Genomic DNA, 24432 nt, shown 5'->3' with positions numbered 1-24432 from the left:
TCTCTTATTTTTTGTCTTCCATCGCTTCTTCTAATGTTAAATGATGTTTATATATGTATGTAGCATACGGGTTTCCAACGTAGCGCAAATGCCACGGTTCATATGAATATTCTGTTGTTTCTGTTTTATCTTCTAAATAACGAATGACAAAGCCAAATTCATGGGCGTGTTTTGCAACCCATTTTCCTTCGGCTGTCTCTCCAAAAATAGGCTCTAATTGGAATTTAGCAGATTTTGAACTAATATCCATTGCTAAACCAGTTTGATGTTCACTCGTACCAGGAATGGCACTTACTGAATCAGCTTCAGCTTTTCCTTGACGTCTAACGTATGTATCATGTAATGATTTTTGGCGTTTGTATGAACGATAACCAGATACAGCTGTAAGTTCAAGTCCTTCTTTCTTTGCCGCTACAAACATATTTTCAAGCGCATCTGCAGCATCTTTGCGCAGTAGCGTTTTTTCTTTATCTTTTGGACTAGTAAATGGTACGTTTGGTCTTGTTAAATCTTCAGGTATGTATCCGTCTGGTAGTTTTCGATGTTTATTAACTAATACAAGATTAGACTCTGGATTTGTTACAACGGAAAAATCATTGTCTAGCTTCTTTGCATTATGATCAGCTTTCGGAAAAGCAGGAATCTCTTCTTTTTGGTGATTACTATGCTGTTGACTTTCGACAGCTTTTGCCCCATTTTGTAGTGGTGATTTAGAACCAAAGTAAGCGAAAGAAGTGATACCGATTACAATAGTAGTGGCAGAAATAATGATTATCTTTTTCATGATGCCTTGTAATCACAGTCCTTTCTTAATAAAATATGTATTGTTTTTATTATAAGTCTAGTTTGTTGAAAAAGAAATATAAGAGTCGTAACGTAATAGAAATGCAAAGAAAATGTCAGAAAATGTGTGAAATTGTAGTATTTTTTCATTTAATTCATTTCTTATCTTTCATGAAATGAATTTTTTATGTAATATATATACATAAGAAGATGTAGCGATTATCGAGAATAAAGAACTTCTTGTATAGACTAGGAGTGAATGGGAATGGATTTTGCAACAATTATTGGACTTATTTTAGGATTTGTAGCAGTGGTAGTAGGGATGGTCGTCAAGGGCGCTGACGTAAATTCTTTATTGAATCCTGCCGCAGCATTAATTATTTTTATCGGTACATTTGCTGCAGTATGTATCGCATTTCCGATGAATCAACTAAAAAGGGTTCCAAAATTATTTAAAGTTCTTTTTGGTTCAAATAAAAAGGATTTAAGTTATGAACAGTTGCTAGAATTATTTGTTCATTGGACATCAGAAAGTAGAAAATACGGTATTTTGTCTTTAGAGCAACAATTAGACAAAATTCAAGATGAATTTCTTTTGCGTGGTATGAAATTTGTGATTGATGGCGTATCCGCAGAAGATTTAGAGCAAATTTTAGAAGCTGAATTAGAAGCGATTGAAGAAAGGCATGCAAAAGGAGCGGCAATTTTTTCACAAGCTGGTACGTATGCACCGACATTAGGGGTTTTAGGTGCTGTTATTGGTCTTGTAGCTGCACTTGGCAATTTAACTGATATTGAAAAGTTAGGTCACGCTATTTCGGGTGCTTTTATTGCAACGATTTTTGGTATTTTTTCAGGCTATGTATTATGGCATCCATTTGCAAATAAACTAAAGCAAAAATCTGCAGCTGAATTAGAGAAAAAACGTTTAATTATTGATTGTTTATTAATGTTACAAGAGGGTACATATCCGTTTATTATGAAGAACCGCATTTTAGGTGCACTTTCTGCAACTGAGCGTAAAAAGCTAGAAAAAGGAGCAGAAAAAAATGCGGAGTAAAAAAAATAGAAGAGGCAAAAAGAAAAAACACGAAGAACATATCGATGAAACTTGGTTAATCCCTTATTCTGATATGTTAACGTTGTTATTTGCATTGTTCATCGTATTATTCGCAATGAGTAGTATAGATGCTGCGAAGTTCAAACAGATGGCAGTAGCGTTTCGAAGTGAATTAGCAGGTGGAACAGGAAATAAAGAGTTTTTAAGTGATCAAAAGCCAAATGATGAGAAAGAATTATCAGCCAGTAGCCTTGAGACAGAACAAGCAAAAAAACAAGAAGAAGCTAGAGAAAAAGAAAAAAAAGAGATGGATGAATTGAAAGCATTACAAAAAAAGATTGATCAATATATTAATGAGAAACAATTATCCTCTTCTTTTCAAACTAAATTAACTGAAAAGGGATTAATGCTGACAATATTAGAGAATGTGCTGTTTGATTCGGGGAAAGCAGATGTGAAATTAGAATCTTTAGGGATTGCAAAAGAGATGTCTACTTTACTTGTTTCAGCATCACCTCGTGAAATTACAGTGTCTGGTCATACAGATACTGTCCCTATTGCCAATGCGCAGTTTGCATCGAATTGGGAATTAAGTACGCAGCGGGCAGTTAATTTTATGCAAGTATTACTGCAAAATAAAGAATTACAACCAGAAAAATTTAGTGCGATTGGTTACGGAGAATACCGTTCAATTGCTCCAAATGATACACAAGAAGGAAAGGCAAAAAATAGACGTGTGGAAGTGTTTATCTTGCCTTTAACAGAGAAAACAAAATAAAGAGGATGGCGAATGCCATCCTCTTTATTTTGCATCAAATGATTTTAAATTGTCACGACGGATTTTATCTTTTTCCGTATCTGATTTTTTGAAATCATAATCATATAGAGCACCTTCCCAATCGCCGTACATTGGATTCGGGAAAATGATGAATTTTTCACCAAATTGTGCTTTTGAATCTGTTACAGTTTGATTGCGATCTTTTACAGACTTTCCATCAAAACCAGTGAAATCAGATAAGTTATCCCCGAAGAATAAGACGATCTCATGTGTTTGAGAAACGAGTTCACGGCGTTTTTCTTTTCCTTTTTCTTTCGGATCTTGTAGTAATATATGTTCTTTCGTTGCTTGAGGAGCACCTACACGCTCAAGATTTTTAATTGTTGCATCTAGTTGGTTCGTTTTACGATTTGAGATGTAGTAAATATCTACACCTTTAGACTCGGTATATTTTAAGAAGTCAATTGCGCCTGGAAGAGCTTCAGCTTCAGCCTTATTAATCCAATCATCCCATTTGTAAGGATAGCCTTTTCCTGTTTTTACGCTCATTGCTTGATGAGGGCTGTTGTCTAAAACAGTTTCGTCTAAATCAAGTACGATAGCAGGCTTTTTCTCTGTCCCTTTTGTAAGAGCTGCATCAAGCTTCAATTGGCCGATATTGTACCCTTGGTAGTAAAGTGCTTTCGTTTCACCGGCTGTTTGATACCATAAATCAGCCATTAATTGCTGTTCTGTTAATTTTACCTTTTCTTCTTTCGCCACAGTTTTCTCTGGTGTTCCTGAACATGCTACAAGCGATGTAGATAGAACTGCTACAGATAATAAAGTGGTAATGCCCCTCTTCATCTTCATATGTATCCTCCTTGATGTTAGAAAATCATTTTATATTATATATTAAAATATAATATTTTTATATGAACATTTGCATATTGTCTTTTGTATATATAGTAGTATGTCCTATATTAGAAAGATGAGAAAAATGTTGGGAATCGTTTTGACAACTTTTATTGTCGGAATGACAATTATAATTGACAAATGACATGATATTATTTACAATTTTAACTAAATAGAACAAATGATGGATTAAGGAGATGTTACATACTAAGAGGATGAAGTGTAGTGCTATATTTTATCCTGAATAAATATAGTCTTTGAAAGAGAGTATGAATGATATTAAAGGGGAGGCTTTATACTTTGAGTTTACAAATTCAAAACTTAACGAAACAATTTGGGGAATCAAAAGCAGTTAACGGTTTGCAAATTTCGTTACCAAAAGGTGAAGTGCTAGGATTACTTGGACGAAATGGTGCAGGGAAAACAACGACAATCAAAATGCTTCTCGGATTATTAACGCCTAATGAAGGATCTATTACATGGGATGGAAAATCATTTGGGACTAGTGGGGTAACGATTGGGTATTTACCAGAAGAAAGAGGTTTATATACAAAAAGTAGAGTAATAGACCAGTTGCGATATTTTGGTAGATTAGAAGGAATGTCGAAAAAAGAAGTAGATCTTGCTATTGATCACTGGTTAGAGCGATTAGCGATACCGGAATATAAATTTAAAACGGCAGGAGAGCTTTCAAAAGGAAATCAGCAAAAAATCCAATTAATTGCTGCTCTTCTTCATAATCCTGAACTTCTCATTTTAGATGAACCATTTAGCGGACTTGATCCAGTTAATGCTGGGATGCTAGCTAGCATTATTGAAGAACAAGTACAGAGCGGAAAGACAATTATTTTATCTAGTCATCGTATGGAACAAGTAGAGGCTTTTTGCCAACATGTATGTATTTTGAAAAAAGGCGAAGCAGTCGTAAAAGGCCAGTTAAGTGATATTAAAAAAGAGTATGGTTTCCGCAATTTAACGATTGAAGATACAGAAGAAAATGCGAAGGGATTAAAAGCTATACATGTATCGTATGAAAAACAACAAGGCCTTCTTTATGTGCAAGTACAAGACGATGCAGAAGCTCTAAAGATTTTACAACAGTTGCAAGAACAAGGTGTTACTTTACGACAATTTAAAATGTTAGAGCCGACGTTAAATGAAATCTTTGTAGAGAGGGCGAAATAACGATGCGTAAATTTTCTCACGTATTTTCATTTTATTTCAGGGAAGCGTTTTTATCTAAAAAATCATTAATCATGAGCGCGATTTTATTTTTAATTGTTTTTGGGATTTTTGCGTTCAATCATTTTACTTCAAGTAATGATAAAAATAAGGATAAAGATAAAATTGCAGTTGTGACAGAGAGTTCTACATATAAAATACAAAAAGAAGAGTTAACTAAGTTATTACCATCAGCTAAATTAACAATTGGTTCAAAAGAAGATTTCAATAAACTGCATAAACAAGTAGAAGAAGGCGAGTTAGACGGTTTGTTTCGTGTAACTGAAAAGAATGGAGTTCCAGAAGTCACGTATATGTTTAATGGGTTCGCTAGTGAAACAAATTCTACAATTATAGCTAGTTATTTAAAGGGAAAATATATGGCGGTAACAGTTGCTAAACATAATGTTTCACCAGAAATTGCACAACAATTGCAAACCGAAATTTCTGTGAAACAAGAAGCAATAAAAGATCGTTCTGCCTCTGCTGGAATTGCATATTTCTTCATATTCGCTTTATATATGTTTATTGTTGCGTTCGGAAGCACAATTGCGATGAATATTGCTTCTGAAAAAGCTTCTCGCGTTATGGAAGTTATGATTCCGAAAGTAAAACCTCTTACGATGATGTATGCAAAAATTTTAGCGGTTGTTTCAACGGCGTTATTACAACTTGTCATATTGGCATGTGGTTATTTAGTTCCTTATTTACTAGGGTGGGTAGATTTAGAAAATGGTTCATTATTTGGCGTAATTGATGTTACAAAGTTAGATGCAAAAATAATCGGTATGTTCCTAATTTATTTTGTTACAGGATATTTCCTGTATGCGATGATGTATGCAGCTGCTGGTGCGGTTGTTTCTAAGACGGAGGATTTGCAAGGTGTAATGCTACCGATTTCAATTTTAATAATTGCAGCATTCTTTATAAGTCTTAAATCGTTAGGTGACCCAAATAGTACTATCGTTGTTATAAGCTCTTATGTTCCGTTCTTTACCCCGATGGTTACATTCTCACGCTTTGTAGCTGGTGAAACTGGTATGTTAGAAATTATGATAACATTGGCGGGGCTTTTAGCGACAATCGGTATTTTAAGTGCTGTTACAAGTCGCATTTACGTAAATGGCGTAATGAATTATTCAGACAAAGTGAAATTTAAAGATTTAGCGAAGTTTATAAAGCGTCAATAATGAGAGAAAAGTATGATTTCCTATTGGAATCATGCTTTTTCTTTATGTATAAATTAAAAATAGTATATAATAATAAGAGTCGTCTTTTAATAGAATGAATACAAAGGAGGGTGTGCAGATGGGGATTAGTAGTCGTTTTACAGTAGGTGTTCATATGTTAACGTTACTTGCGATAGATCGAAACTCTCGCTGTACCTCTGAATGGATTGCTGGTAGTGTGAATACAAATCCAGTTGTGATTCGTCGCATTACAGGAATGTTGAAGAGAGCAGGACTTGTTGATGTACAAGCTGGTAAAGGTGGTACGACACTTGCTCGTGATTTAGAAGAAATTACATTACTTGATGTATATAAAGCAGTGGAAGTTGTAGAAGAAGGACAACTATTTTCCTTCCATGAAAATCCCAACATTGAATGTCCAGTAGGAGCTAATATTCAATCAGTATTAGAAATTATTTTAATGCAAGCGCAAGAAGCGATGGAAAACGTACTTGCAAATGTAACGGTAGATCAATTAGTTACAAACTTAAAGTCTAAAATGAAAGAGTAAAAAAGCGAGCAACCTCATAATGAGGGCTCGCCTTTTTTTATTCAGAAATATTGAAAATTCTATTTTTCAGTATTTAAAATGAATTTACCAACAATAGCTGCTACGATACCACCAAGAATTGGCGCTACGATGAATACCCATAGTTGAGAAAGTGCTTCTCCGCCAGCGAATAGAGCTGGTGCGATACTACGAGCTGGGTTAACAGAAGTTCCAGTTAACGGAATTCCTAATAAGTGAACTAAAACTAATGTGAAACCAATTACTAATCCTGCTAGAGAAGAACTTCCTTTTTTACCTGTTACAGCAACGATAACTAAAATGAATACGAAAGTTAAAATAAATTCGACTAGAAATGCTCCAGATAAACCAAGAGTTCCAAAACCATTTTGACCTAAATTATCTAAAGGTGTTTTAGCAGAGCGTAAAATCGTTACTAACGTTGCAGTTCCTAATAAACCACCTAAAATTTGAGCTAATACATAATAACAAAGTTCCATAGCGTTCATTCTTTTGTTGATGAACATAGCTACTGATACTGCTGGGTTAATGTGACATCCAGAAATTGTTCCGATGCTATATGCCATAGCCACAATAGATAGACCGAAAGCCATAGCGATTCCTAATGTTCCAATTCCTTCAATTCCGCCGCCAATGACAGCTACTCCAGTTCCGAATAATACAAGTACAAATGTACCAATAAATTCAGCGATTGCTTTTTTTAACATAATTTACCTCCTAATATTGCGCATGAAACGTATTATAACATAGGTTTTAGTATAAACAGCTAATGAAATACTATTCTGATAAGGCGGAATAGGGGGACAATAAAAAAAGAGTATAGTTCTTTGTTAGAGAACTATACTCTTTTTTATGCAGTTTTTTTCTGCTTAACGACTGGAGCAGAACGGTTTAAAATGCTATTAGCAACCATTCCTAACATAATAATAATCATTCCAAGTAGGGAAAGACCACCAGGAAATGAACCATTCAAGAAAACAATTTCGCCAAACACGGTAAAGACCATCGTTCCAGCTTGCGTTGCTTCAACAGCTCCAAGTAGAGAGAGGTTATCTTTGGCTAAGTCAGTAGCAAAGAAAAATGTCATCGTCGCAATCACGCCAGAACATAATGCTAACAAAAATCCTTGCAACATTTGGCTGGATGTTGGAATACCGGTAGTAGAAAATCCATATATACCAAGTAAAATTGTTATAGGTAGACTTCCTATTGCCATTCCTAATACACGTTGGAACGTATCAAGACGTCCGCCAACAAGTTCCATCATTTTTCGGTTGCCGAATGGATATAAGAAGGCTGCTACTACGACAGGTAAAAAACCTGAAATGAACTGAGTCATTGTAATATGACCTGCTGCAGTAGCTTGCATACAAATTACACCAAGTAAAATAAATAATGCGACATATAAACTACGAAGTGGAATTTTTCCGCGTACAAGTTTTGTGCCGGATTTCGTTTCTAATTTAACGAAGAATAATGGTGATAAAAGTAAACCTGCTAATATAGTAACTTGCCAAGTTCCAGCAACGAGCCAAGCTGGAGAAAAGACAGCTGCGAAACTTAATAAAGAATAGAAACCAATGCCAGCAACGGAACCCCATCCGATCCACGCTAATGGATGTTTCTTTAATTCTTCCCATAAACCCCTTAAGTTTTTGCGAAATAAAACGATAAGGAATAAAATAGGGAGAGCAAATAAAAAACGGAAGGAAGCTGTCCAGGCCCAGCTCGTTCCAGATACATTCATCGCTCGATTAATAATAAAGGTTGCGGAAAAAAAGGCTGATGATAAAAGGCCTAATAAAATTGCGCGCATGAAGTATAGCACTCCTTTCGGAATTTGATGATTATGTATAGTATAATATACTTAAAAATAATAAAAGTAAACTATTTTATACTTTAAGGTGGTTTTATAGATGAAAGAACATGAAGATATGCAAACGAAAGAAGTCATTCAGCAAGTAGGTCAGCTGTTAAGACAAATTCGAAATGAACAAAAATTAAGTTTAGAAGAATTAGCCCAAAAAACAGGGGTTAGTAAATTAACATTAGGAAAGATTGAAAGAGGCGAAACGAATCCGACGTTAGCTGTCATTTGGAAAATAACGAAAGGGTTATCGATTCCTTTATCGAGATTGATGGTTGTTGGAGAGCCTGTAGCTGTGGCGCGCTGCGGAGAAGGATTTGCAGTAGATGTAGGACAAGCATGGCATTTAGAAACGATGTTCCGCTATACGAAAGAAACGGGGATGGAAATGCACCGTGCTTGTTTAAGATCGAATAGTATATATGAACCAGAAGCTCATCATGAAGGTGCTATTGAGCTTGTAACAGTAATGAAAGGGAAAGTATCGATTCAAGTAGAAAGCGATGTATACGAATTAAATGAGTTTGACTCTATTCAATTTGAAGCGAATAAAAAACATAGTTATAGAAATGAAGAAGATGAAGTAGCAGTATTACATTTAACGATGAAATATTCTTCATGAAAAAATCCCCTATAGAAAAATCTATAGGGGATTTTTTATATGCTGTGCTCAAATATATGAAAGAATGTTATTAGTAAGAGCGTGGCATAAGTAATAAACAAATAAAATAAACTAAAAACCCCGTCCCAAAACATAAAATAGCAATGACCCAAAGTATGCGAATGAGAGTAGAGCTAATATCAAAATATTCCCCTAAACCACCGCATATACCAAATAGCATTTTATCAGTTTCGGATTTACATAATCTTTTTGACATCTTCCAATCCACTCCTTTTTATCCCGCTTTAACGAGCAGTAAGACCTCCACCTAAAAATTCAGCGAAAGCAAAGAAGTTAGTTGGGGATTAACTGCCCGTAAAAGCCCGATTGGTTTAACTAATGATCAGTGGGGGGATGAACAAACCCCCCCACTGATCAAAGTTTCACTTTATAACAAGCTATATACTTCTATTCTATATGGAAATTTATGAGAAGACTATGAGGTTGTATGACATTTTTTTAGGGGACAGTCATATTAATTGTCTTAATTTTCAGTTGATATTAAACTTATAGTAAGGGATATAAGGTAACTTTTAATAAAGGGTGGGGGAAATAGAGATGACAGTATATTGGTTGACTAATGTAATGCTTGAATCAGGGTATACATATGAAGAGGGGAGAATTTCCCAAACAGAAACAGAGTTATGTAGTTTACTCATTGAAGATGGACGAATTAAAAAAATGATAGCAGGGGCTGTTCAAGAGGAAGGAGTATTAATTCTGGATGCTAAGCGTTTATTGATTTTGCCAGCTTTCAAAGAGATGCATATTCATATTGATAAGACGTATTATAGTGGCCCTTGGAAAGCTTGTATGCCAGCAGAGAATATTTTTACGCGTTTTAATGAAGAAGAAAAAATTCTGCCGAAGCAATTAGCAACTGCTCAAGATAGGGCGGAAAATATGTTAGCATTATTGCTTCGAAATGGTGCAACGAATATAAGAACGCATTGTAATGTTGATCCGATTATTGGTCTTGGTAATTTGGAGGCGACGTTAGCGGCGTTGGAAACATATAAAAATCAAGTTTCTGGTAGAATTGTTGCTTTTCCGCAACATGGATTATTGCGTAGTAATTCTGTACAACTTGTGAAAGATGCGATGCGTATGGGTGCGCATCTAGTCGGTGGAGTGGATCCAGCTACAGTGGATAATGATATTGAAAAATCATTACATACCATTATGGATATCGCAGTAGAATTTAATGCGGATGTTGATATTCATCTGCATGATGCGAATAATCTTGGGACGTTTACGATGAAGCGATTGGCAAGTTTAACAGAAGAAGCGGGATGGCAAGGTCGCGTAACAATTAGTCATGCACTTGGACTTGGTGGTGTTACGGATAAAGAAGTTGAAGAAGTGGCGGAAAGACTAGCTGCTTTAAATATTGATATTACTTCAACGGTGCCAATTGGGAAACAAGTAATCCCAATTCCGTTATTAGATAAAAAAGGTGTGAAAGTTTCATTAGGAAATGATAGTATTACTGATCATTGGTCACCGTTTGGCACAGGTGATATGCTGCAAAAGGCAAATCGATTAGCGGAACGTTTTGGATGGAGTGACGAAAGGTCTTTAGGAAAAGCCTTTCGCTTTATTACGGGAGGAAAAGAAACGTTAAACAATGAAGGGAAGCGAGCATGGCCGAATGTAGGAGATGAAGCGAGTTTTGTTTTGATGAATGCAACATGTACTGCTGAAGCGGTAGCACGTCAAACAGAGAAACGTTTAGTCGTGCATAAAGGGAATATTGTTGTTGGAAGTTTAAATGAGGTGGAATTAAATAATCTTGTGTAAAAGAATCGTGTGAATGTTTTGAGGAGGGTTCTAATTGTGAGTGTAGAACCCTTCTTTGTTATGCTTGCAATATATTTCTTATAGGGAAGCTAGAAAGGATGAAAAATTTGGACAATCAACATAACCAAAATCATATTATGGGAACTTTGCAATGGTTTATATTTTTATTAGCGAATTCAATCGCACTACCAGTTGTCGTTGGCGGATTATTTCATCTTACGACGGAAGAAATATTTTATTTAATGCAGCGTACGTTTTTTGTAGTTGGTATATCTTCTTTTTTACAAGGGTGGCTTGGACATAGACTGTCAATTGCGGATGGGCCAGCTGGATCGTGGGTTGGAGTATTTACCGTACTTGCTTATGCAACGGCCGGGCAAGATCAATTACATAGTACGTTGCAAATTTTAGAATTAGGAATGATAATTTCCGGTGTTATTTTAATCGGATTAGGAGTCACTGGTTTTATCGGACGTATTTTATTTTTATTCACACCGCTTGTGACAGGGACGTTTTTACTTTTATTATGTTTACAATTAAGCGGTGTATTTCTAAAAGGAATGCTAGGAATTACTGCTACTGTTTCTCAAATTGATGGATTTACAGCGATAATTGCGTTTAGCATATTTCTTTTCGTTATTATACTATCTAACTTCGGAAAAGGTTTTGTCAAAAGTTATGCGGTTTTAATAGGATTAATTAGTGGGTGGATTCTTTTTCTAATTGCAGGAAAAATGACGATTCCATCTCAAGTAACTCATTTTGTGCAACTTCCACATGTATTTGCTTGGGGAATTCCAAAGTGGAATACAGGTATGGCTGTATCCAGTTTCGTTATGGTATGTATTTTAGTTTCAAATACAGTGGCAGCTATTATAGCAATTAATCAAGCTACCATTCAAAAGGGGACTATTGAACAAAAACAGTTGAAGGGTGGTACGTGGGTTGGAGGGATTTCGCATATCATTTCTTCTGTATTTTCAACTGTCGGTGTCGTGCCGTTACCAGCAACGGCAGGATTTATACGTTTAACGAAACAAAAATATATACGATCGTTCTTACTAGCATGTTTGTTACTAGTCGTAATGTCGTTGTTTCCAAATATTATTCGTTACTTAGCATCGTTACCACCCGCTGTCGCATCTGCGGTTTTAATGGCTTCGTTCGTACAGTTAATTGGAATTGGGTTTCATAATATAAAACAAGTGCCAATGAGCGAAAGGAATGTAACGGTTTTAGGAGTTTCTGTATTATTTGGAAGCGGTGTTATGTTTTTACCGTCTGGAGCACTCCAATCACTGCCGTCTGTTATGCAATATATATTCGGAAATGGTTTGTTCGTAGGTACAGTTGTCAGCATATTACTAGAACAAATATGGCGAAATGAAAAGTGAGTGGATACAAAGAGTGTCTGCACTGTATAAAAGTCTAAAATAACATGTGAAATAAAGCCTATTTTCATTCACCACCCGCACATTTCGTTCATACAATATCTTGACTAAATAAACACCCAACTTACACATACACGGCTCTGGCTTAAGCAAGGAGGTTTATACCAGTTGAAGGAAAAAGCGTATCAATCTAAACCGTTACTCACAAAGAGAGAGAGAGAAGTATTTGAATTACTGGTTCAAGATAAAACAACGAAGGAAATTGCAGGTGAACTTTTTATCAGTGAAAAAACAGTACGCAACCACATCTCAAACGCAATGCAAAAGCTAGGAGTTAAAGGACGTTCACAAGCAGTTGTTGAGCTTCTTCGCATGGGAGAGCTCGAACTATAAAAAGAAAGCCGACTTTTATATGAAGAGTCGGCTATTTTTCTGTTTATATTTTGAACTTAAAAAGGTATTTCAGACTTTGAGAAGGAAGATATGTTTAAGAAAGAAACGTTAAAAATAACTACTTTAGAACATGATGAGGCATTCAGGGTAGGTATCTTTGTCATTCACAAATAAGAAGGTGCAAATATGAAGTTGTATTTTAAGGATATGGAGATAGGTGAAATTAAAGATGTTTTTGGAGACATGCCATGGATGTATGGAACAATTCGTCTATATGAAAATAGTAAACCGTTCCAAAAATATTTTCATGAGATGGTAGACGAAGATAGTGGATTTGATTTTGAAAGCATAGATCCTGAATTTTTATATGAAGGAAATTGGTCTGTTTTTGATGAGGATAATCAGCGGTATTTAGGGATTGATATACCCGCTATTCATATGGAGGATAACACGATTGCGTGGCGTTGGAGATAAAAGTTATAAGGTTGTGAAAATCTTCGTACGAAAGAATTCAAACGATAACAACAAGTTGACTTTTATACAAAAGGTCAGCTTGTTGTTATCGTTTTTTCCGCTTGCTATATGAATGATAAGAACATTCCATACATAAATAGGTAGTAAGGAGGGGATATGTTGAAAAGGATATTGTTAGTTTCAACAAGCGCTCATGATATGAATGGACACCCGACTGGTTTGTGGCTGGAAGAGCTCGCAGCTCCTTATAATGTGTTTAAAAAGGCTAAGTTCGATGTTGATATTGTGTCGATAAAGGGCGGTAAAGTCCCTATTAATAGAGTGTCTATTCCGAATGGGATACCTCGTGAATTTAAGTATGTCGCTTCTTTATTGCAAAATACAAAGCCGATCTCAAATGTTCATTTTTCGGATTATGATGCAGTTTTATTTGGTGGTGGGCACGGAGCGATTATAGATTTTCCAGGTAATCCATATGTTGCAAATTTGATTGAGAATATGTACAACAATAACCGGATTGTAGCGGCTGTTTGTCACGGAGTAAGTTCTTTAGTCGGTGTGAAAAATAAAGATGGCTCGTTTTTTGTTGCCGGTAAGCGTATAACAGGTTATACAAACGATGAGGAAAAAGCTGTACATTTAGAAAAGCGAGTGCCGTTTTTATTAGAGAGTAAATTGAAAGAAGAAGGAGCTTTGTTTTATGTTGCTCCAAATTTCACGCCGCATGTAGTAGTAGATGGGCGTTTAATTACAGGGCAAAACCCGCAGTCTAGTATGGAAATAGGGAAAGCTATAAGAAGAGCTGTCAATAAATTATAGAAAAAGTGCTCGCTTTCATTTCTGCTCATTTCTTCTTATTAATAGGAATGTCTTCTTTCCAAAAAAAGATGGAGCAATAAATACGCATTTTATATAGAAGAAACCGACTTTCATATAGAAGGTCGGTTATTTTTCTGTCTTGCAAATTATGAAAAAAAGGAGCAAAATAAAAAAGTCCTAGTCTATATAGGTACTAATGAAAATTTTCATACAGAAGCAGTTTAAGTGAGCGAACTTAAAGTGTGTAAAATATAATGATAAAATAAGATGATGAATGAGAAAACGGGTGATTAAGTTGAATAGAGCAATCGGTGTTATCGATTCAGGAGTTGGCGGTTTAACAGTAGCGAAGGAATTAATTCGTCAGTTGCCGAAAGAGCGTATTATATATTTAGGGGATACGGCACGTTGCCCTTATGGTCCACGTTCCCGAGAAGAAGTGCGTCAATTTACGTGGGAAATGACGGAGCATTTACTAGATTTAAATATCAAAATGTTAGTTATTGCGTGTAATACAGCAACTGCAGTTGTATTAGAAGAGATGCAGAAACAATTACCAATTCCAGTGGTAGGGGTTATTCACCCAGGATCACGTACAGCTTTAAAAGTGACAAACACGTATCATGTTGGGATTATTGGAACGATTGGAACGGTGAAAAGTGGTGCATACGAAGAAGCGCTAAAGTCTATTAATAACCGTGTTATGGTAGAAAGTTTAGCGTGTCCGCCTTTCGTTGAGCTTGTAGAGAGTGGAAATTTTGAAAGTGAAATGGCGTATGAAGTTGTACGAGAAACGTTGCAACCGCTGAAAAATACTGATATTGATACACTTATTTTAGGTTGTACACATTATCCAATTTTAGGTCCTGTTATTAAAAAAGTAATGGGAGATAAAGTACAACTAATTAGTTCGGGTGATGAAACAGCGCGCGAAGTAAGTACAATTTTATACCATAGTAAAATGTTGAATGAGGGAGAGGAACAAAGTGATCATCTCTTCTTAACGACAGGGAAAATAGGCCTATTTAAAGAAATTGCATCAAAATGGTTCGGTCAACCGATTGAAAATGTGAAACATATTTATTTAGAAAAAGAATAATAGTAGAATTTATATAAGTGAGCTCCTGAGAAATCAGGAGTTTTTTTGTTTATAGGAAGCACAGCTTGTTCTAAAAAGTGAAACAGCTCGTATACATAATAATACAAACTTAGATTTTAGGGGGGAATGGCATGCCTAAATCCACTTTTAAATGGGTTGTTGGTGCTACTGTGAGCGCTGTTTTACTAACAGGGTGTGGCTTTATAAATCAGGAGAAAGCAACGGAACAAATCGATCCGCCAAAACAAGTTACGTATACAGAGGGTGGAAAGAAAGAAGTAGCTAAGAAAGATAAGCAAGGACAAACGGTGAATAGAGAACTATACCTTGTTGATAAAAATGGTTATGTTGTACCGCAAACGTTAGCTATACCTACTCCGAAAGCAAATGGGGTCATTCAGCAAACGTTAGAGTACCTTGTGAAAGATGGACCGGTAACGAATTTATTACCGAATGGGTTCCGTGCAGTCATTCCAGCGAATACATCGATGACCTTAGATTTGAAAAAAGATGGGACGGCAGTCATTGATTTCTCTAAAGAAATGAAAAACTATGCAAAAGAGGAAGAGCGTCAGATGGTTGAGTCAATAGCCTGGACGTTGACGCAATTTAAAGAAATAAAACAAGTGCAGTTCCAAATAAATGGTGAGAAATTGGCAAAGATGCCTGTTGGTGGTACACCGATTGGTGAAGGGGTGAGCCGTGCTAATGGTATCAACTTCGATGATGAACAAGTAGCGGATGTAACAAATACAAAACCGGTTACACTTTATTTTATGGCACAAAATAATAATAAGCAGCAATACTACGTACCAGTAACACGCCGCGTTGTAGAAGGAAAAGAAAATGATTATGCAGCAATTATAGATGAACTTGTAAAAGGACCGATTCATCAATCGCTTCTGAATGATTTTAATCCAGGAGTTAAGTTGATTACGAATCCGAAGTTACAAGATGGAAATCTTACATTAAACTTTAATGAAAATATATTTATAAACCCAGATAAAAATATGGTTTCAAATTACGTATTGAAGTCGTTAGTTTTATCTTTAACAGAAAAGAAAGGCGTGAAAAGTGTTTCTATTGAAGTGAATGGTAAAGCGAATCTTATAGATGAAAAGGGTGGAAAGTTAATAAAACCTGTCGATCGTCCAGAAAACGTGAATACAGGTAGTTTTTAATCTTCAATAATTTGATATACTTATACTTAAGTAAGAAAGGGGAATTGCTTTTTGGGTTCTCCTTCTTTTATTGTATACATATCATACATTTAAATTTGGCTATACTAACAAGTAGTTATGAGGAGGTTATTTTTATGCGAGTAGATGGTAGAGAGAAAACAGAATTACGCCATATACATATTCATACGAATTATTTAAAACATCCAGAGGGATCAGTATTAATTGAGGTTGGGGATACAAAGGTAATTTGCTCAGCGACAATTGAAGAGCGTGTCCCACCGTTTATGCGTGGAGAAGGAAAGGGCTGGGTAACAGCTGAATATGCGATGATTCCACGTGCAACAGAACAACGTACAATTAGGGAATCAAGTAAAGGGAAAGTAACAGGACGTACAATGGAAATCCAGCGCTTAATTGGACGAGCATTACGTGCGGTAGTTGACCTAGAAGCACTTGGTGAGAGAACGGTTTGGATTGATTGTGATGTTATTCAAGCGGATGGTGGAACGAGAACTGCTTCTATTACAGGTGCATATGTAGCAATGGTATTAGCGTTTGAGAAGTTATTACAAGCAGAAAAAGTATCTAAAATTCCAGTAAAAGATTATTTAGCAGCAACGTCAGTAGGAATTGTTGAAGAGCAAGGTGTTGTTTTAGATTTAAACTACGCAGAAGATTCTAAAGCAGACGTTGATATGAACGTAATTATGACTGGAAAAGGTCAGTTTGTTGAAGTGCAAGGAACTGGAGAAGAGGCGACGTTTAGCAGAGCGCAGTTAAATGAATTACTTGATGCTGCGGAACAAGGTATCTTCCAACTGATTGACATGCAAAAAGAAGCGTTAGGTGACATCGTATCTCATATAGAGTAGAGGTGGAAAGTATGAAACAAGTTGTTGTAGCGACAAAAAATATGGGGAAAGTACGTGAATTTGCTGAGTTATTTGAGCGATTTGATTTAGAAGTAAAATCATTACACGATTTTCCTCATATTGAAGAAGTCGAAGAAACTGGTGAAACATTTGAAGAAAATGCGATCTTAAAAGCGGATAGTTTGAGTAGACAGCTGAATGCGATCGTAATCGCGGATGATTCAGGTCTTATTGTAGATGCTTTAAATGGAAAACCCGGCGTGTATTCAGCTCGTTTTGCTGGAGAGCCGAAAGATGATCAAGCGAATATTGATAAAGTGTTACAAGAATTAAATGATGTAGCGTTTGATAAGCGTAAAGCTCGCTTCTACTGTGCATTAGCAGTGGCTTTCCCTGAAGGGGATAAAAAGCCTGTCATTGTAAACGGGACGTGCGAAGGGTATATTCTAGAACAGCGCCGCGGAGAAAACGGCTTTGGATATGATCCGATTTTTTATGTGGAAGAATATAAAAAAGCGATGGCGGAACTAAGTTCAGATGAGAAAAATGCTATTAGTCACCGTGGACGTGCTCTACGTAAGCTAGAAGAAAAAATCCCTGAATGGTTTTTAGGAGAATAAGGGAGAGAGATTGATGAAAGCTTTAATCGTAAGCGATAGTCATAGCTCTGTGAAGGAATTACAGCAGTTGAAAGAGAAATATGAAGGAAAAGTAGATATCATGATTCATTGCGGTGATTCAGAGCTAACGCCTGCTCACGAAGAGCTGCAAGGTTTCCATGCTGTAAAAGGAAACTGTGATTATGCTAACTTTCAAGACGAGATTGTAACTGATGTAGATGGTATTCGTTTCGTAGTTGTGCACGGACATCGTCATAACGTGAAAATGACATTACAAACATTAGCGTACCACGCAGAAGAGGTAGGGGCGCAAGTTGCATGCTTCGGACACTCTCACGTATTAGGTGCGGAATTAATCGACGGCGTTTTATTTATTAATCCAGGCAGTATTTTGTTGCCACGTCAGCGTGTAGAAAAGACATTTGCTTTATTAGAAATGGATGAAAACCAAATGGAAGTTCGTTTTGAAACATTAGACGGACAACTAGTTGAACAAGCAGTTTTTAAAAGAGGATAAGAAAAATTATCCTCTTTTAAAAAAGGTGTTGACTTTATGTATGGTTATACATATAATAAATATTGTCGATAGGGCAACAGCGCTAACGAAGAAAAATAAAATAACATATGCGGGTGTAGTTTAGTGGTAAAACAAGAGCCTTCCAAGCTCTGGTCGAGAGTTCGATTCTCTTCACCCGCTCCATGTCCCAGTAGCTCAGCCGGATAGAGCATACGCCTTCTAAGCGTACGGTCGGGAGTTCGAATCTCTCCTGGGACGCTAAAAAAACCATTGCGGTGACGTCAAGATCCGCGATATATAAGCCTTCTAATTCGTTCAGTTGAAACGGTCAGTGATCGGTCAACAACGAGTTAGGAGGCTTATTTTTTTATGTCTAAAAGAAAAGATTCTCTAACAGTTAACGTAGATTTGTCGGATGTTTTTAATCGTAAATCGAAAAAGGAACGTGTCAGAGGTTTTGCAATCGACAAAGCACTCGTAACAGTTATTCGTCAAATGAAAGCGACGGGATTACGTGAACGTACGATTTGTGATTACGAATTACATGTTAACCACTTTATTAAAGTAACAGGCGTTCAGTTTATTGAAGAGTTGAACGTCGATCATATTTATCTATGGTTATCGTCTATGGAAGTGAGTAACCAAACGAAATTAACTCGGTTAAAGTGCCTAAAGGCATTTTTAGGGCGTTGTTTTGATAATGGATGGATTGATATAAATTTTTGGCGAAATGTCAAAATAAAGGTTGATAGCCCTGTTAAAGAAGGTGCAACTGACCGCGAAATAAATATTTTGCTATCAATGCTCGATTTAACACATTTTATAGAGTTACGTGATGCAGTAGCGATATTAACCATGTATCAAACAGGTATACGTGTCGGTACGCTATCACAACTAGAGCATAAGCATGTTAATTTAAACGCGAAACTATTAAGAATTGACGGCGGTATTATTAAAAATCATGAATCTATACATTTACCATTCGATGAATTACTAATGCGATTATTAGACGTTCTTATGAAACAAAACGTTATTATTCGAAAAGAAAGTAAAGTGCATAACGACTACCTATTTATAACTAAAAGTGGAGGACGGATTGCCACAAGTCCGACAAATAACAATATAACAAAACGCTTAAGTAAGTATGCGAAAGATTATGGGCTTAAGAATGTTAATCCACATGCGTTACGACGGGGTTTTGCGAAGAACTTGCTTAAGAAAGGTGCAAATATAGCATTGATATCTAAAGCTTTAGGTCATAGCGATATAGCCGTTACGACGCGTTATTTACATTTAGAAAAAGAAGAGGTAGCGGAGAGTTTACGAAGTTTCTTGTAAATAAAAAAAGAACGTCCGCCAAGACGTTCCTGTAGGGTAGACCGCGCCAACGGTTGATTACCCAAAAATTCACCTTAAAACTAAATAACGGACAAGCCGTATATTCATTACCTTCATTTTATCGAAAAAATTCGAGGAATGCAAGGCTTCTTAAGTGCTGCCTTTTTTAGGAGGTAAGAAGTTTGGGTTACGGTTTTCCGAACGTGGAATTGCCTGTAAACCACGCTAAAAACTGAAATTGGATCGTCTACGTTCGTGCAGGGGACACTCGTCATGTCCCTACAAAGTAGGCAACCCGTAACGTATTCCTATTCGTACGTTGCGGGAGGGTGAGAGCGACCTATAACGGCTCGGGTGGTAGCCATGAGCATTAAGGTGCTCGGGAACACGTTCAGCTTGTCGCACAGGGGTGGCTTTGTGTAGTGGACAGGCCTTCGGCGAAGGGCGTGCGCGATGAAAGTCGCCAAGTGAATAGGGTCTATACATACGGAACACTGACGAAGCAAGGCATGGCATTAACCGTATAAGTCGCTTGTCTCTCTTACGCGCTTCGTTTATTTTTTAACGTAGCGACGTAGGGGACAAGTCCGCCTGCCAGCCGTTTTCCTAACTTCGCTTCGGCATGATAAAAACCGTAAGACCTTAAAGTCAAGGGCAAAAACGAAAGAAAACGAAAGACCAACGAAGTAAACGCCACTGGCTACGAGAGGTGGAGGACGGTAGTAATTACCGCTAACTAAGCGAGATCGGTAAAAGGGCGGAGTAAAGCATGCGTTAAGTTTAAGTTGAAATAACGAGACAATACAATGATAAAACGGAGGAGAAATTACGTTTGGGAGTTAGGGGAAGTGGACGAGAATTAACGTAGGTTATCGAGAGTACAGTCAGTAAATATGATGGAGGAGGACAGAGATGCGAAAATGAGTGCTGTTAAATAGTGCGAAAAATTGTAACGTAGAGAAGCTATTTTTGAGCACGAGAAATGCGTTGAAAAGTGTCCACTAAAAGTGCACGAAAAATGTTGGACAAATGTCCAACAAAAACGGTGTAAAAAATATGGACAAAACGGTTGTAAGTAAACGCTGAGTTAGTTATAATGAAATTAACGAAAAATCACCTCCCTATATTATGACTTTTAGGTTGACAATAGTCTTACAGTTCTGTAACATAAGACAGTCCGCCAGGGGATATAATGTAAAAAATAGGGAATAATAAAAAAGAAGCTCCCTAGCGTTGCGAGCACTAGAAGAGCTTTTAGGTAAAACGTAAAGTATTACTTCTTATTGTTGTTTTGAATCATACCTAGAACAACTAAAAACACAGCACAAGTAGCAGAAACGGTGATCGGATCCATTTTTATCACCACCTTATATAGTGTAAGCTTAGCGCGTATTGCGAGTACGGAGCTAGGCTTTTTGTCGTATGCTTGTATTATAACCGATTTGGTTTTTCAAGGCTAGAGTATTTGTATGTTTTTCCAAAAAAATATTTCATTCTTCTATTTAAAATGAGGACGGTTTAACATAACTTAACAAATTAGCGCACTCTCACCGTTTACACTACGCTACATATTACCAGTCGAACGCTCGTGACGCACGCCTACCCTCCGAAACTCACCCTTCAATTAGTGTATATCGTATGCATTATTTCGTTATGCAAGCAATGTATAAACCGCATAACAGCAACGTTTGTTATTGATGCATAAACGATATAAATAGTATGCAGTAATCGGAAGTAGTACAATCGTTGCTATGACGGTGTTTATTAACTATTGTAACAGGAACAGTTACTTCCTATAGGGGTAATTATGTTAACTAGTGATGAATGAAATCTTGCATAAAAAGCGGGTGGCTCCGATCGGATTTTTGAATGCCGGGGGCTCTCTCGTCGGAAACTTGGGTCCCAGGTAAGGAGAGAATCGACGAATCAAAAATTTTACCTCACCCTTCAAATCTTCAAACTGTCAGTAACCTTGTTGTGTTTTCCACGTTATAAACCTTTCCTATATATTACTACCGCCCTACATATATACCGCTAAATTTCTAGACTATTCTCTCGAAAAATAGCCTTAAAATGCACGTTAGCGCTTCAAAAAGGTTCAGTCTACGCCGTATATCTATTCGTGTGACCAAAACGATACCTATTTCGAATATATGTTGTCAAAACGATACCTAAATTGAGCGACGTCGTGTATTTCTCCATAAAAAAGACGCCCATAACAGGCGGTCTTATTTGATCATATACCTAGTAATTGTTTTTTCTTTGTTGAAAACTCTTCCTCTGTAAGTATCCCTTGATCTTTTAACGAAGCAAGTTTTGCGATTTGGTCAGCGACATCATGGTTGTCTGTACTAGCAGCAACTTGTGATCCAGTATCTTTCTTTTGAATACTTTCTTTTACTATTTCGATAAATTTGGCAATATCGCCGTGATTAATCCACTTCATTTTAACCTTATTCCCGGAGGCAAAGAAATTGATGGAGTGCCCCATAAATCCCTTGCTCACCTCGATTGAACTTATATTTGTATACGGAAATACTTCCATATCGTAACCGAACATTTTTTTTGCATAGAATACCACACGTTTTTCAGTTGCTATGAAAATACCATTTCGAACTGTCTCGCTTTTCATCATTTTTGTTTCATAAGCACCTAAAATAACTGCTAATACTTGTTCAGTTGGCTCTAAGTGTTCTTTAGCAGCTGATAATAATTTGTCAATCTTAGCCATAGTAATAGTACGCACCCTTCAATATAAATTATGTATACAATTTTAGTATATCAAAAATAAACAAGCTAATCTTACATATTTTTAAAATATTTTCCATTTTAAAGTAAATAAAAAGAACGCTTATTTAGCGCCCTACTCATCTTCTCTTATAATCTCGAATAATTCTCTAATATCGTCTATTTTGAAATGATCTGCTACTCTAGCGAGTGTTTCAATATTGGCTCTTTTAATATCTCCTTTACACATTTCGTTAACTGTAGATGGACTCACCTCTAGTATCTCAGCTAACTTGTTTTGACTCGTCTTATTCTCTGTTAATACGTCTTGTAGCTTTATTTTAATTTTTCTCATTAGTAAAAGTCCTCCTATCAATCGTTACTAATAAGTATAAAAGTATTCGGTTAAACTGTAAATTAAATGTTGACATTCGGTTAAACCGAATATAAAATAAAATCAAGTCATTCGGATAAACCGAATAAAATGAGGGGAGAAATGCAAGATGAACGTATCAAACATGGAACAGGTATCAGTAAAGGTGACTATTCAGAATTACGATGGCAGCACTGTTACATTCGCCGAAAAAGGATTGAAAATCAGCGATACATTAATCCTTAGTGTTTATGAAGCTGGCGTAGCTATCAATAAGTTCTACTATGATCAAGCAGGTGACATTGTGTTAGCAGATGAAGTACTTGACCTTCAAGGTATGGTTAACGACTCCGGACTCAACTTAGAAGATATTAGCAACATGAGCGCTATTGGATTTCTTTTGAAAATTGCAACGTTCATGAAGGACTTGCATTAATGGAGGCGCTGAAAATGTTCGAAAAGATGAACGATTACTTTGGAATAGAGACCCGATCAGATGGATTATGGTTCTATGGAGTGTTTGGCGTAGGTGGTACGTTATTTTTAATTGATATGGCGATTGCGTTTATTCTATAAAATTCGAAAAGGTGAGTCGTTAGGTTCGTACACGTTAGGCATGTGTATGAGCGACGACTGAAGTGATGCGCTAAGGTGGCATGGAGCCTTAAGGTTGGCACCTTACGGTTGTGTGCGATTTTTCGTATCGGCCTATAAACTAAAGGGGGAAAAGGAAGTGGAGAAAATCACGGTTAATTTTCATTATCAGGATGTAGATGGATTAAAGGAATCGAAGTATGACGCGTATTTATTATCGGATTCAGTATATTACGAGTTTAACGGAGAGAATCTAACATTTCGAGAAATACCTTTGTGTGAACGCGGTAAAAAGGAGTTAACGATTTACGATTCAGATAGTTATAGAGCATTCGAGGTTTACTGCAATGCGGAAATTGAAAATATAAATGAAATGAGTGCCGTTGAATTCATTGAAGCGGTAATGGAAGGTCAGAATTTACCTAGCGGCAACTAGGCTAAAAACAAATCCTGGCAAGGTAAGACGAAAACGATGACGGCAATTTTATATATAGAACGATTAGAACACGCGCAGCCTATACGCGTGTTTTTTTTTGCGTTTATTTAATCGGAAAGTGCGCGACGGAGGAATCACACGCGTCCTAATAAGTATAGGCGGTAAAAATTACAGAAAAAGCGGGGCGTGGAAATGAGAAAACCAAAGATATTTCATAAAGCAAGAGGGGCGTACAAAGGGAACTTTATCAAACTTCCGTCAAATCTAAAACACTACGTATATCATCCGAAGTATAAAGCCGAGATGAGTTACCTATATGCATTGATCGTTGATTATTTTAACGAAGAATACGGATACGCCTGGCCGTCAACGCACCGACTAGCGATGGAATACGGCAAAGTCGAAAAGACAGTACGAACGCATTTGAATGTGTTAGAAGAGTTGCGATTGATTCAAAAGCGTAGGGGATTATTAGGTAATAGCTATCGACCGTATGAACCATTAGACGAGGACGAGTTTTTCGAAGTATTCCCGGATGCAAAGAAAGCATACGAGAGAGCATTACGTAAATTGGAAGCGGAAAAAGAGGCGGGAATAGAGCGTAAAAAAGAGCTTTACGGCGCTCATTTATTCGACGATTCCTCGGAAGTTTAAGGAACGGTAAAAAAGTATAGTTAGGCGAGGCATTTTAGGTAATTCCGTAAGGGTAATATTTACCGTCTAACTAGATTTATTATAACGAGATTTAAGAAAAGAGATTTATAGTAGCGAAGGCA

28 protein-coding genes and 2 tRNA genes are annotated in these 24432 nt (G+C 36.6%); 23 read left to right on the top strand and 7 right to left on the bottom strand.

Annotated elements, in window-relative coordinates:
- Positions 1 to 4 precede the first annotated feature (4 nt).
- Positions 5 to 784 (bottom strand): M15 family metallopeptidase, encoded by a 780-nt coding sequence (locus QCI41_RS13055; RefSeq protein ID WP_000720198.1) that lies wholly within the window; start codon positions 782 to 784, stop codon positions 5 to 7.
- Between the two features lie 264 nt (positions 785 to 1048).
- Between QCI41_RS13055 and motA the strand changes: the two genes are divergently transcribed.
- A complete protein-coding gene (motA, locus tag QCI41_RS13050) occupies positions 1049 to 1843 on the top strand; it encodes a flagellar motor stator protein MotA (protein WP_000344855.1) in 795 nt (264 codons plus the stop codon).
- Positions 1833 to 2621: a flagellar motor protein MotB gene (motB, locus tag QCI41_RS13045; RefSeq protein WP_353837338.1), complete on the top strand. Its 789-nt coding sequence runs from the start codon at positions 1833 to 1835 to the stop codon at positions 2619 to 2621. The genes motA and motB overlap by 11 nt, the downstream gene beginning before the upstream one ends.
- A gap of 24 nt (positions 2622 to 2645) precedes the next feature.
- Here the strand turns inward: motB and QCI41_RS13040 are convergent, their stop codons facing one another.
- Positions 2646 to 3473 (bottom strand): 5'-nucleotidase, lipoprotein e(P4) family, encoded by an 828-nt coding sequence (locus QCI41_RS13040; protein WP_097815614.1) that lies wholly within the window; start codon positions 3471 to 3473, stop codon positions 2646 to 2648.
- A gap of 342 nt (positions 3474 to 3815) precedes the next feature.
- On the opposite strand from QCI41_RS13040, the gene QCI41_RS13035 reads away from it, so the two are divergent.
- The 3 genes from QCI41_RS13035 (at position 3816) to QCI41_RS13025 (ending at position 6476) form a co-directional block, all read left to right on the top strand.
- Positions 3816 to 4700: an ABC transporter ATP-binding protein gene (locus tag QCI41_RS13035; protein WP_046958782.1), complete on the top strand. Its 885-nt coding sequence runs from the start codon at positions 3816 to 3818 to the stop codon at positions 4698 to 4700.
- Positions 4701 to 4702: 2 nt separating this feature from the next.
- A complete protein-coding gene (locus QCI41_RS13030) occupies positions 4703 to 5926 on the top strand; it encodes an ABC transporter permease (RefSeq protein ID WP_001224961.1) in 1224 nt (407 codons plus the stop codon).
- Positions 5927 to 6044: 118 nt separating this feature from the next.
- Positions 6045 to 6476 (top strand): Rrf2 family transcriptional regulator, encoded by a 432-nt coding sequence (locus tag QCI41_RS13025; RefSeq protein ID WP_000512998.1) that lies wholly within the window; start codon positions 6045 to 6047, stop codon positions 6474 to 6476.
- A 59-nt stretch (positions 6477 to 6535) separates the two neighbouring features.
- Here the strand turns inward: QCI41_RS13025 and QCI41_RS13020 are convergent, their stop codons facing one another.
- Both QCI41_RS13020 and QCI41_RS13015 read right to left on the bottom strand, forming a co-directional pair.
- The gene (locus QCI41_RS13020) at positions 6536 to 7201 is read right to left on the bottom strand and encodes an MIP/aquaporin family protein (RefSeq protein ID WP_000913204.1); all 666 of its coding nucleotides are present in this window, start codon (positions 7199 to 7201) and stop codon (positions 6536 to 6538) included.
- A gap of 143 nt (positions 7202 to 7344) precedes the next feature.
- Positions 7345 to 8310, bottom strand: a complete 966-nt coding sequence (locus QCI41_RS13015; protein ID WP_353837339.1) for a DMT family transporter — start codon at positions 8308 to 8310, stop codon at positions 7345 to 7347.
- A gap of 100 nt (positions 8311 to 8410) precedes the next feature.
- On the opposite strand from QCI41_RS13015, the gene QCI41_RS13010 reads away from it, so the two are divergent.
- The gene (locus tag QCI41_RS13010; protein ID WP_000658052.1) at positions 8411 to 8983 is read left to right on the top strand and encodes a helix-turn-helix domain-containing protein; all 573 of its coding nucleotides are present in this window, start codon (positions 8411 to 8413) and stop codon (positions 8981 to 8983) included.
- Between the two features lie 70 nt (positions 8984 to 9053).
- Here the strand turns inward: QCI41_RS13010 and QCI41_RS13005 are convergent, their stop codons facing one another.
- On the bottom strand, positions 9054 to 9239 hold the full coding sequence (locus tag QCI41_RS13005) for a PspC domain-containing protein (RefSeq protein WP_000044335.1): 186 nt from the start codon (positions 9237 to 9239) through the stop codon (positions 9054 to 9056).
- 341 nt (positions 9240 to 9580) lie between these two features.
- Between QCI41_RS13005 and QCI41_RS13000 the strand changes: the two genes are divergently transcribed.
- The 13 genes from QCI41_RS13000 to QCI41_RS12940 all read left to right on the top strand — a co-directional run bounded on the left by QCI41_RS13000 (position 9581) and on the right by QCI41_RS12940 (position 19526).
- A complete protein-coding gene (locus QCI41_RS13000) occupies positions 9581 to 10822 on the top strand; it encodes an amidohydrolase family protein (protein WP_353837340.1) in 1242 nt (413 codons plus the stop codon).
- 98 nt (positions 10823 to 10920) lie between these two features.
- Positions 10921 to 12216 carry a purine/pyrimidine permease gene (locus tag QCI41_RS12995; protein WP_353837341.1) on the top strand — a complete coding sequence of 432 codons (1296 nt, stop codon included), beginning with the start codon at positions 10921 to 10923 and terminating at the stop codon, positions 12214 to 12216.
- Positions 12217 to 12381: 165 nt separating this feature from the next.
- Positions 12382 to 12606, top strand: a complete 225-nt coding sequence (gene gerE, locus QCI41_RS12990) for a spore germination transcription factor GerE (RefSeq protein WP_000659484.1) — start codon at positions 12382 to 12384, stop codon at positions 12604 to 12606.
- A 186-nt stretch (positions 12607 to 12792) separates the two neighbouring features.
- Complete coding sequence (locus tag QCI41_RS12985) at positions 12793 to 13080, top strand: hypothetical protein (protein WP_353837342.1); 288 nt, start codon at positions 12793 to 12795, stop codon at positions 13078 to 13080.
- Between the two features lie 156 nt (positions 13081 to 13236).
- The gene (locus QCI41_RS12980; RefSeq protein WP_353837343.1) at positions 13237 to 13899 is read left to right on the top strand and encodes a type 1 glutamine amidotransferase domain-containing protein; all 663 of its coding nucleotides are present in this window, start codon (positions 13237 to 13239) and stop codon (positions 13897 to 13899) included.
- A 289-nt stretch (positions 13900 to 14188) separates the two neighbouring features.
- A complete protein-coding gene (racE, locus tag QCI41_RS12975; RefSeq protein ID WP_000774001.1) occupies positions 14189 to 14998 on the top strand; it encodes a glutamate racemase in 810 nt (269 codons plus the stop codon).
- Between the two features lie 131 nt (positions 14999 to 15129).
- Positions 15130 to 16179 carry a spore germination protein GerM gene (gerM, locus tag QCI41_RS12970; protein WP_046956270.1) on the top strand — a complete coding sequence of 350 codons (1050 nt, stop codon included), beginning with the start codon at positions 15130 to 15132 and terminating at the stop codon, positions 16177 to 16179.
- Between the two features lie 134 nt (positions 16180 to 16313).
- A complete protein-coding gene (rph, locus tag QCI41_RS12965) occupies positions 16314 to 17051 on the top strand; it encodes a ribonuclease PH (protein ID WP_001261765.1) in 738 nt (245 codons plus the stop codon).
- A gap of 11 nt (positions 17052 to 17062) precedes the next feature.
- Positions 17063 to 17671 (top strand): XTP/dITP diphosphatase, encoded by a 609-nt coding sequence (locus tag QCI41_RS12960; RefSeq protein ID WP_000815934.1) that lies wholly within the window; start codon positions 17063 to 17065, stop codon positions 17669 to 17671.
- Positions 17672 to 17684: 13 nt separating this feature from the next.
- Positions 17685 to 18188, top strand: a complete 504-nt coding sequence (locus tag QCI41_RS12955) for a metallophosphoesterase (protein ID WP_353837344.1) — start codon at positions 17685 to 17687, stop codon at positions 18186 to 18188.
- 109 nt (positions 18189 to 18297) lie between these two features.
- Positions 18298 to 18371, top strand: a tRNA-Gly gene (locus tag QCI41_RS12950).
- Position 18372: 1 nt separating this feature from the next.
- Positions 18373 to 18446 (top strand) — tRNA-Arg (locus QCI41_RS12945).
- Positions 18447 to 18557: 111 nt separating this feature from the next.
- Entirely contained in the window at positions 18558 to 19526 is a 969-nt protein-coding gene (locus QCI41_RS12940) for a tyrosine-type recombinase/integrase (RefSeq protein WP_353837345.1), read from the top strand.
- 2236 nt (positions 19527 to 21762) lie between these two features.
- Here QCI41_RS12940 and QCI41_RS12935 read toward each other — a convergent pair.
- Together QCI41_RS12935 and QCI41_RS12930 are read right to left on the bottom strand one after the other, a co-directional pair.
- On the bottom strand, positions 21763 to 22257 hold the full coding sequence (locus QCI41_RS12935; RefSeq protein ID WP_064472626.1) for a PH domain-containing protein: 495 nt from the start codon (positions 22255 to 22257) through the stop codon (positions 21763 to 21765).
- Positions 22258 to 22389: 132 nt separating this feature from the next.
- Positions 22390 to 22608, bottom strand: coding sequence for a helix-turn-helix domain-containing protein (locus tag QCI41_RS12930; RefSeq protein ID WP_081252561.1), 219 nt, complete (start codon positions 22606 to 22608; stop codon positions 22390 to 22392).
- A 148-nt stretch (positions 22609 to 22756) separates the two neighbouring features.
- Here QCI41_RS12930 and QCI41_RS12925 point away from each other — a divergent pair, with 148 nt between their 5' ends.
- From QCI41_RS12925 to QCI41_RS12910, 4 genes are all read left to right on the top strand, one after another.
- Positions 22757 to 23062 (top strand): hypothetical protein, encoded by a 306-nt coding sequence (locus QCI41_RS12925; protein WP_064472627.1) that lies wholly within the window; start codon positions 22757 to 22759, stop codon positions 23060 to 23062.
- Positions 23063 to 23076: 14 nt separating this feature from the next.
- Positions 23077 to 23202, top strand: a complete 126-nt coding sequence (locus tag QCI41_RS12920) for a DUF3961 domain-containing protein (protein ID WP_141669034.1) — start codon at positions 23077 to 23079, stop codon at positions 23200 to 23202.
- Between the two features lie 157 nt (positions 23203 to 23359).
- Positions 23360 to 23656: a hypothetical protein gene (locus QCI41_RS12915; protein WP_353837346.1), complete on the top strand. Its 297-nt coding sequence runs from the start codon at positions 23360 to 23362 to the stop codon at positions 23654 to 23656.
- A gap of 192 nt (positions 23657 to 23848) precedes the next feature.
- The gene (locus tag QCI41_RS12910) at positions 23849 to 24310 is read left to right on the top strand and encodes a helix-turn-helix domain-containing protein (protein ID WP_353837347.1); all 462 of its coding nucleotides are present in this window, start codon (positions 23849 to 23851) and stop codon (positions 24308 to 24310) included.
- Positions 24311 to 24432: the final 122 nt, after the last annotated feature.

Source organism: Bacillus cereus group sp. MG4 (assembly GCF_040460055.1).
GTDB lineage: Bacteria > Bacillota > Bacilli > Bacillales > Bacillaceae_G > Bacillus_A > Bacillus_A wiedmannii.
The sequence above is the reverse complement of the archived record's forward strand: the minus strand, read 5'-3'. Positions and strand labels throughout refer to the sequence as shown.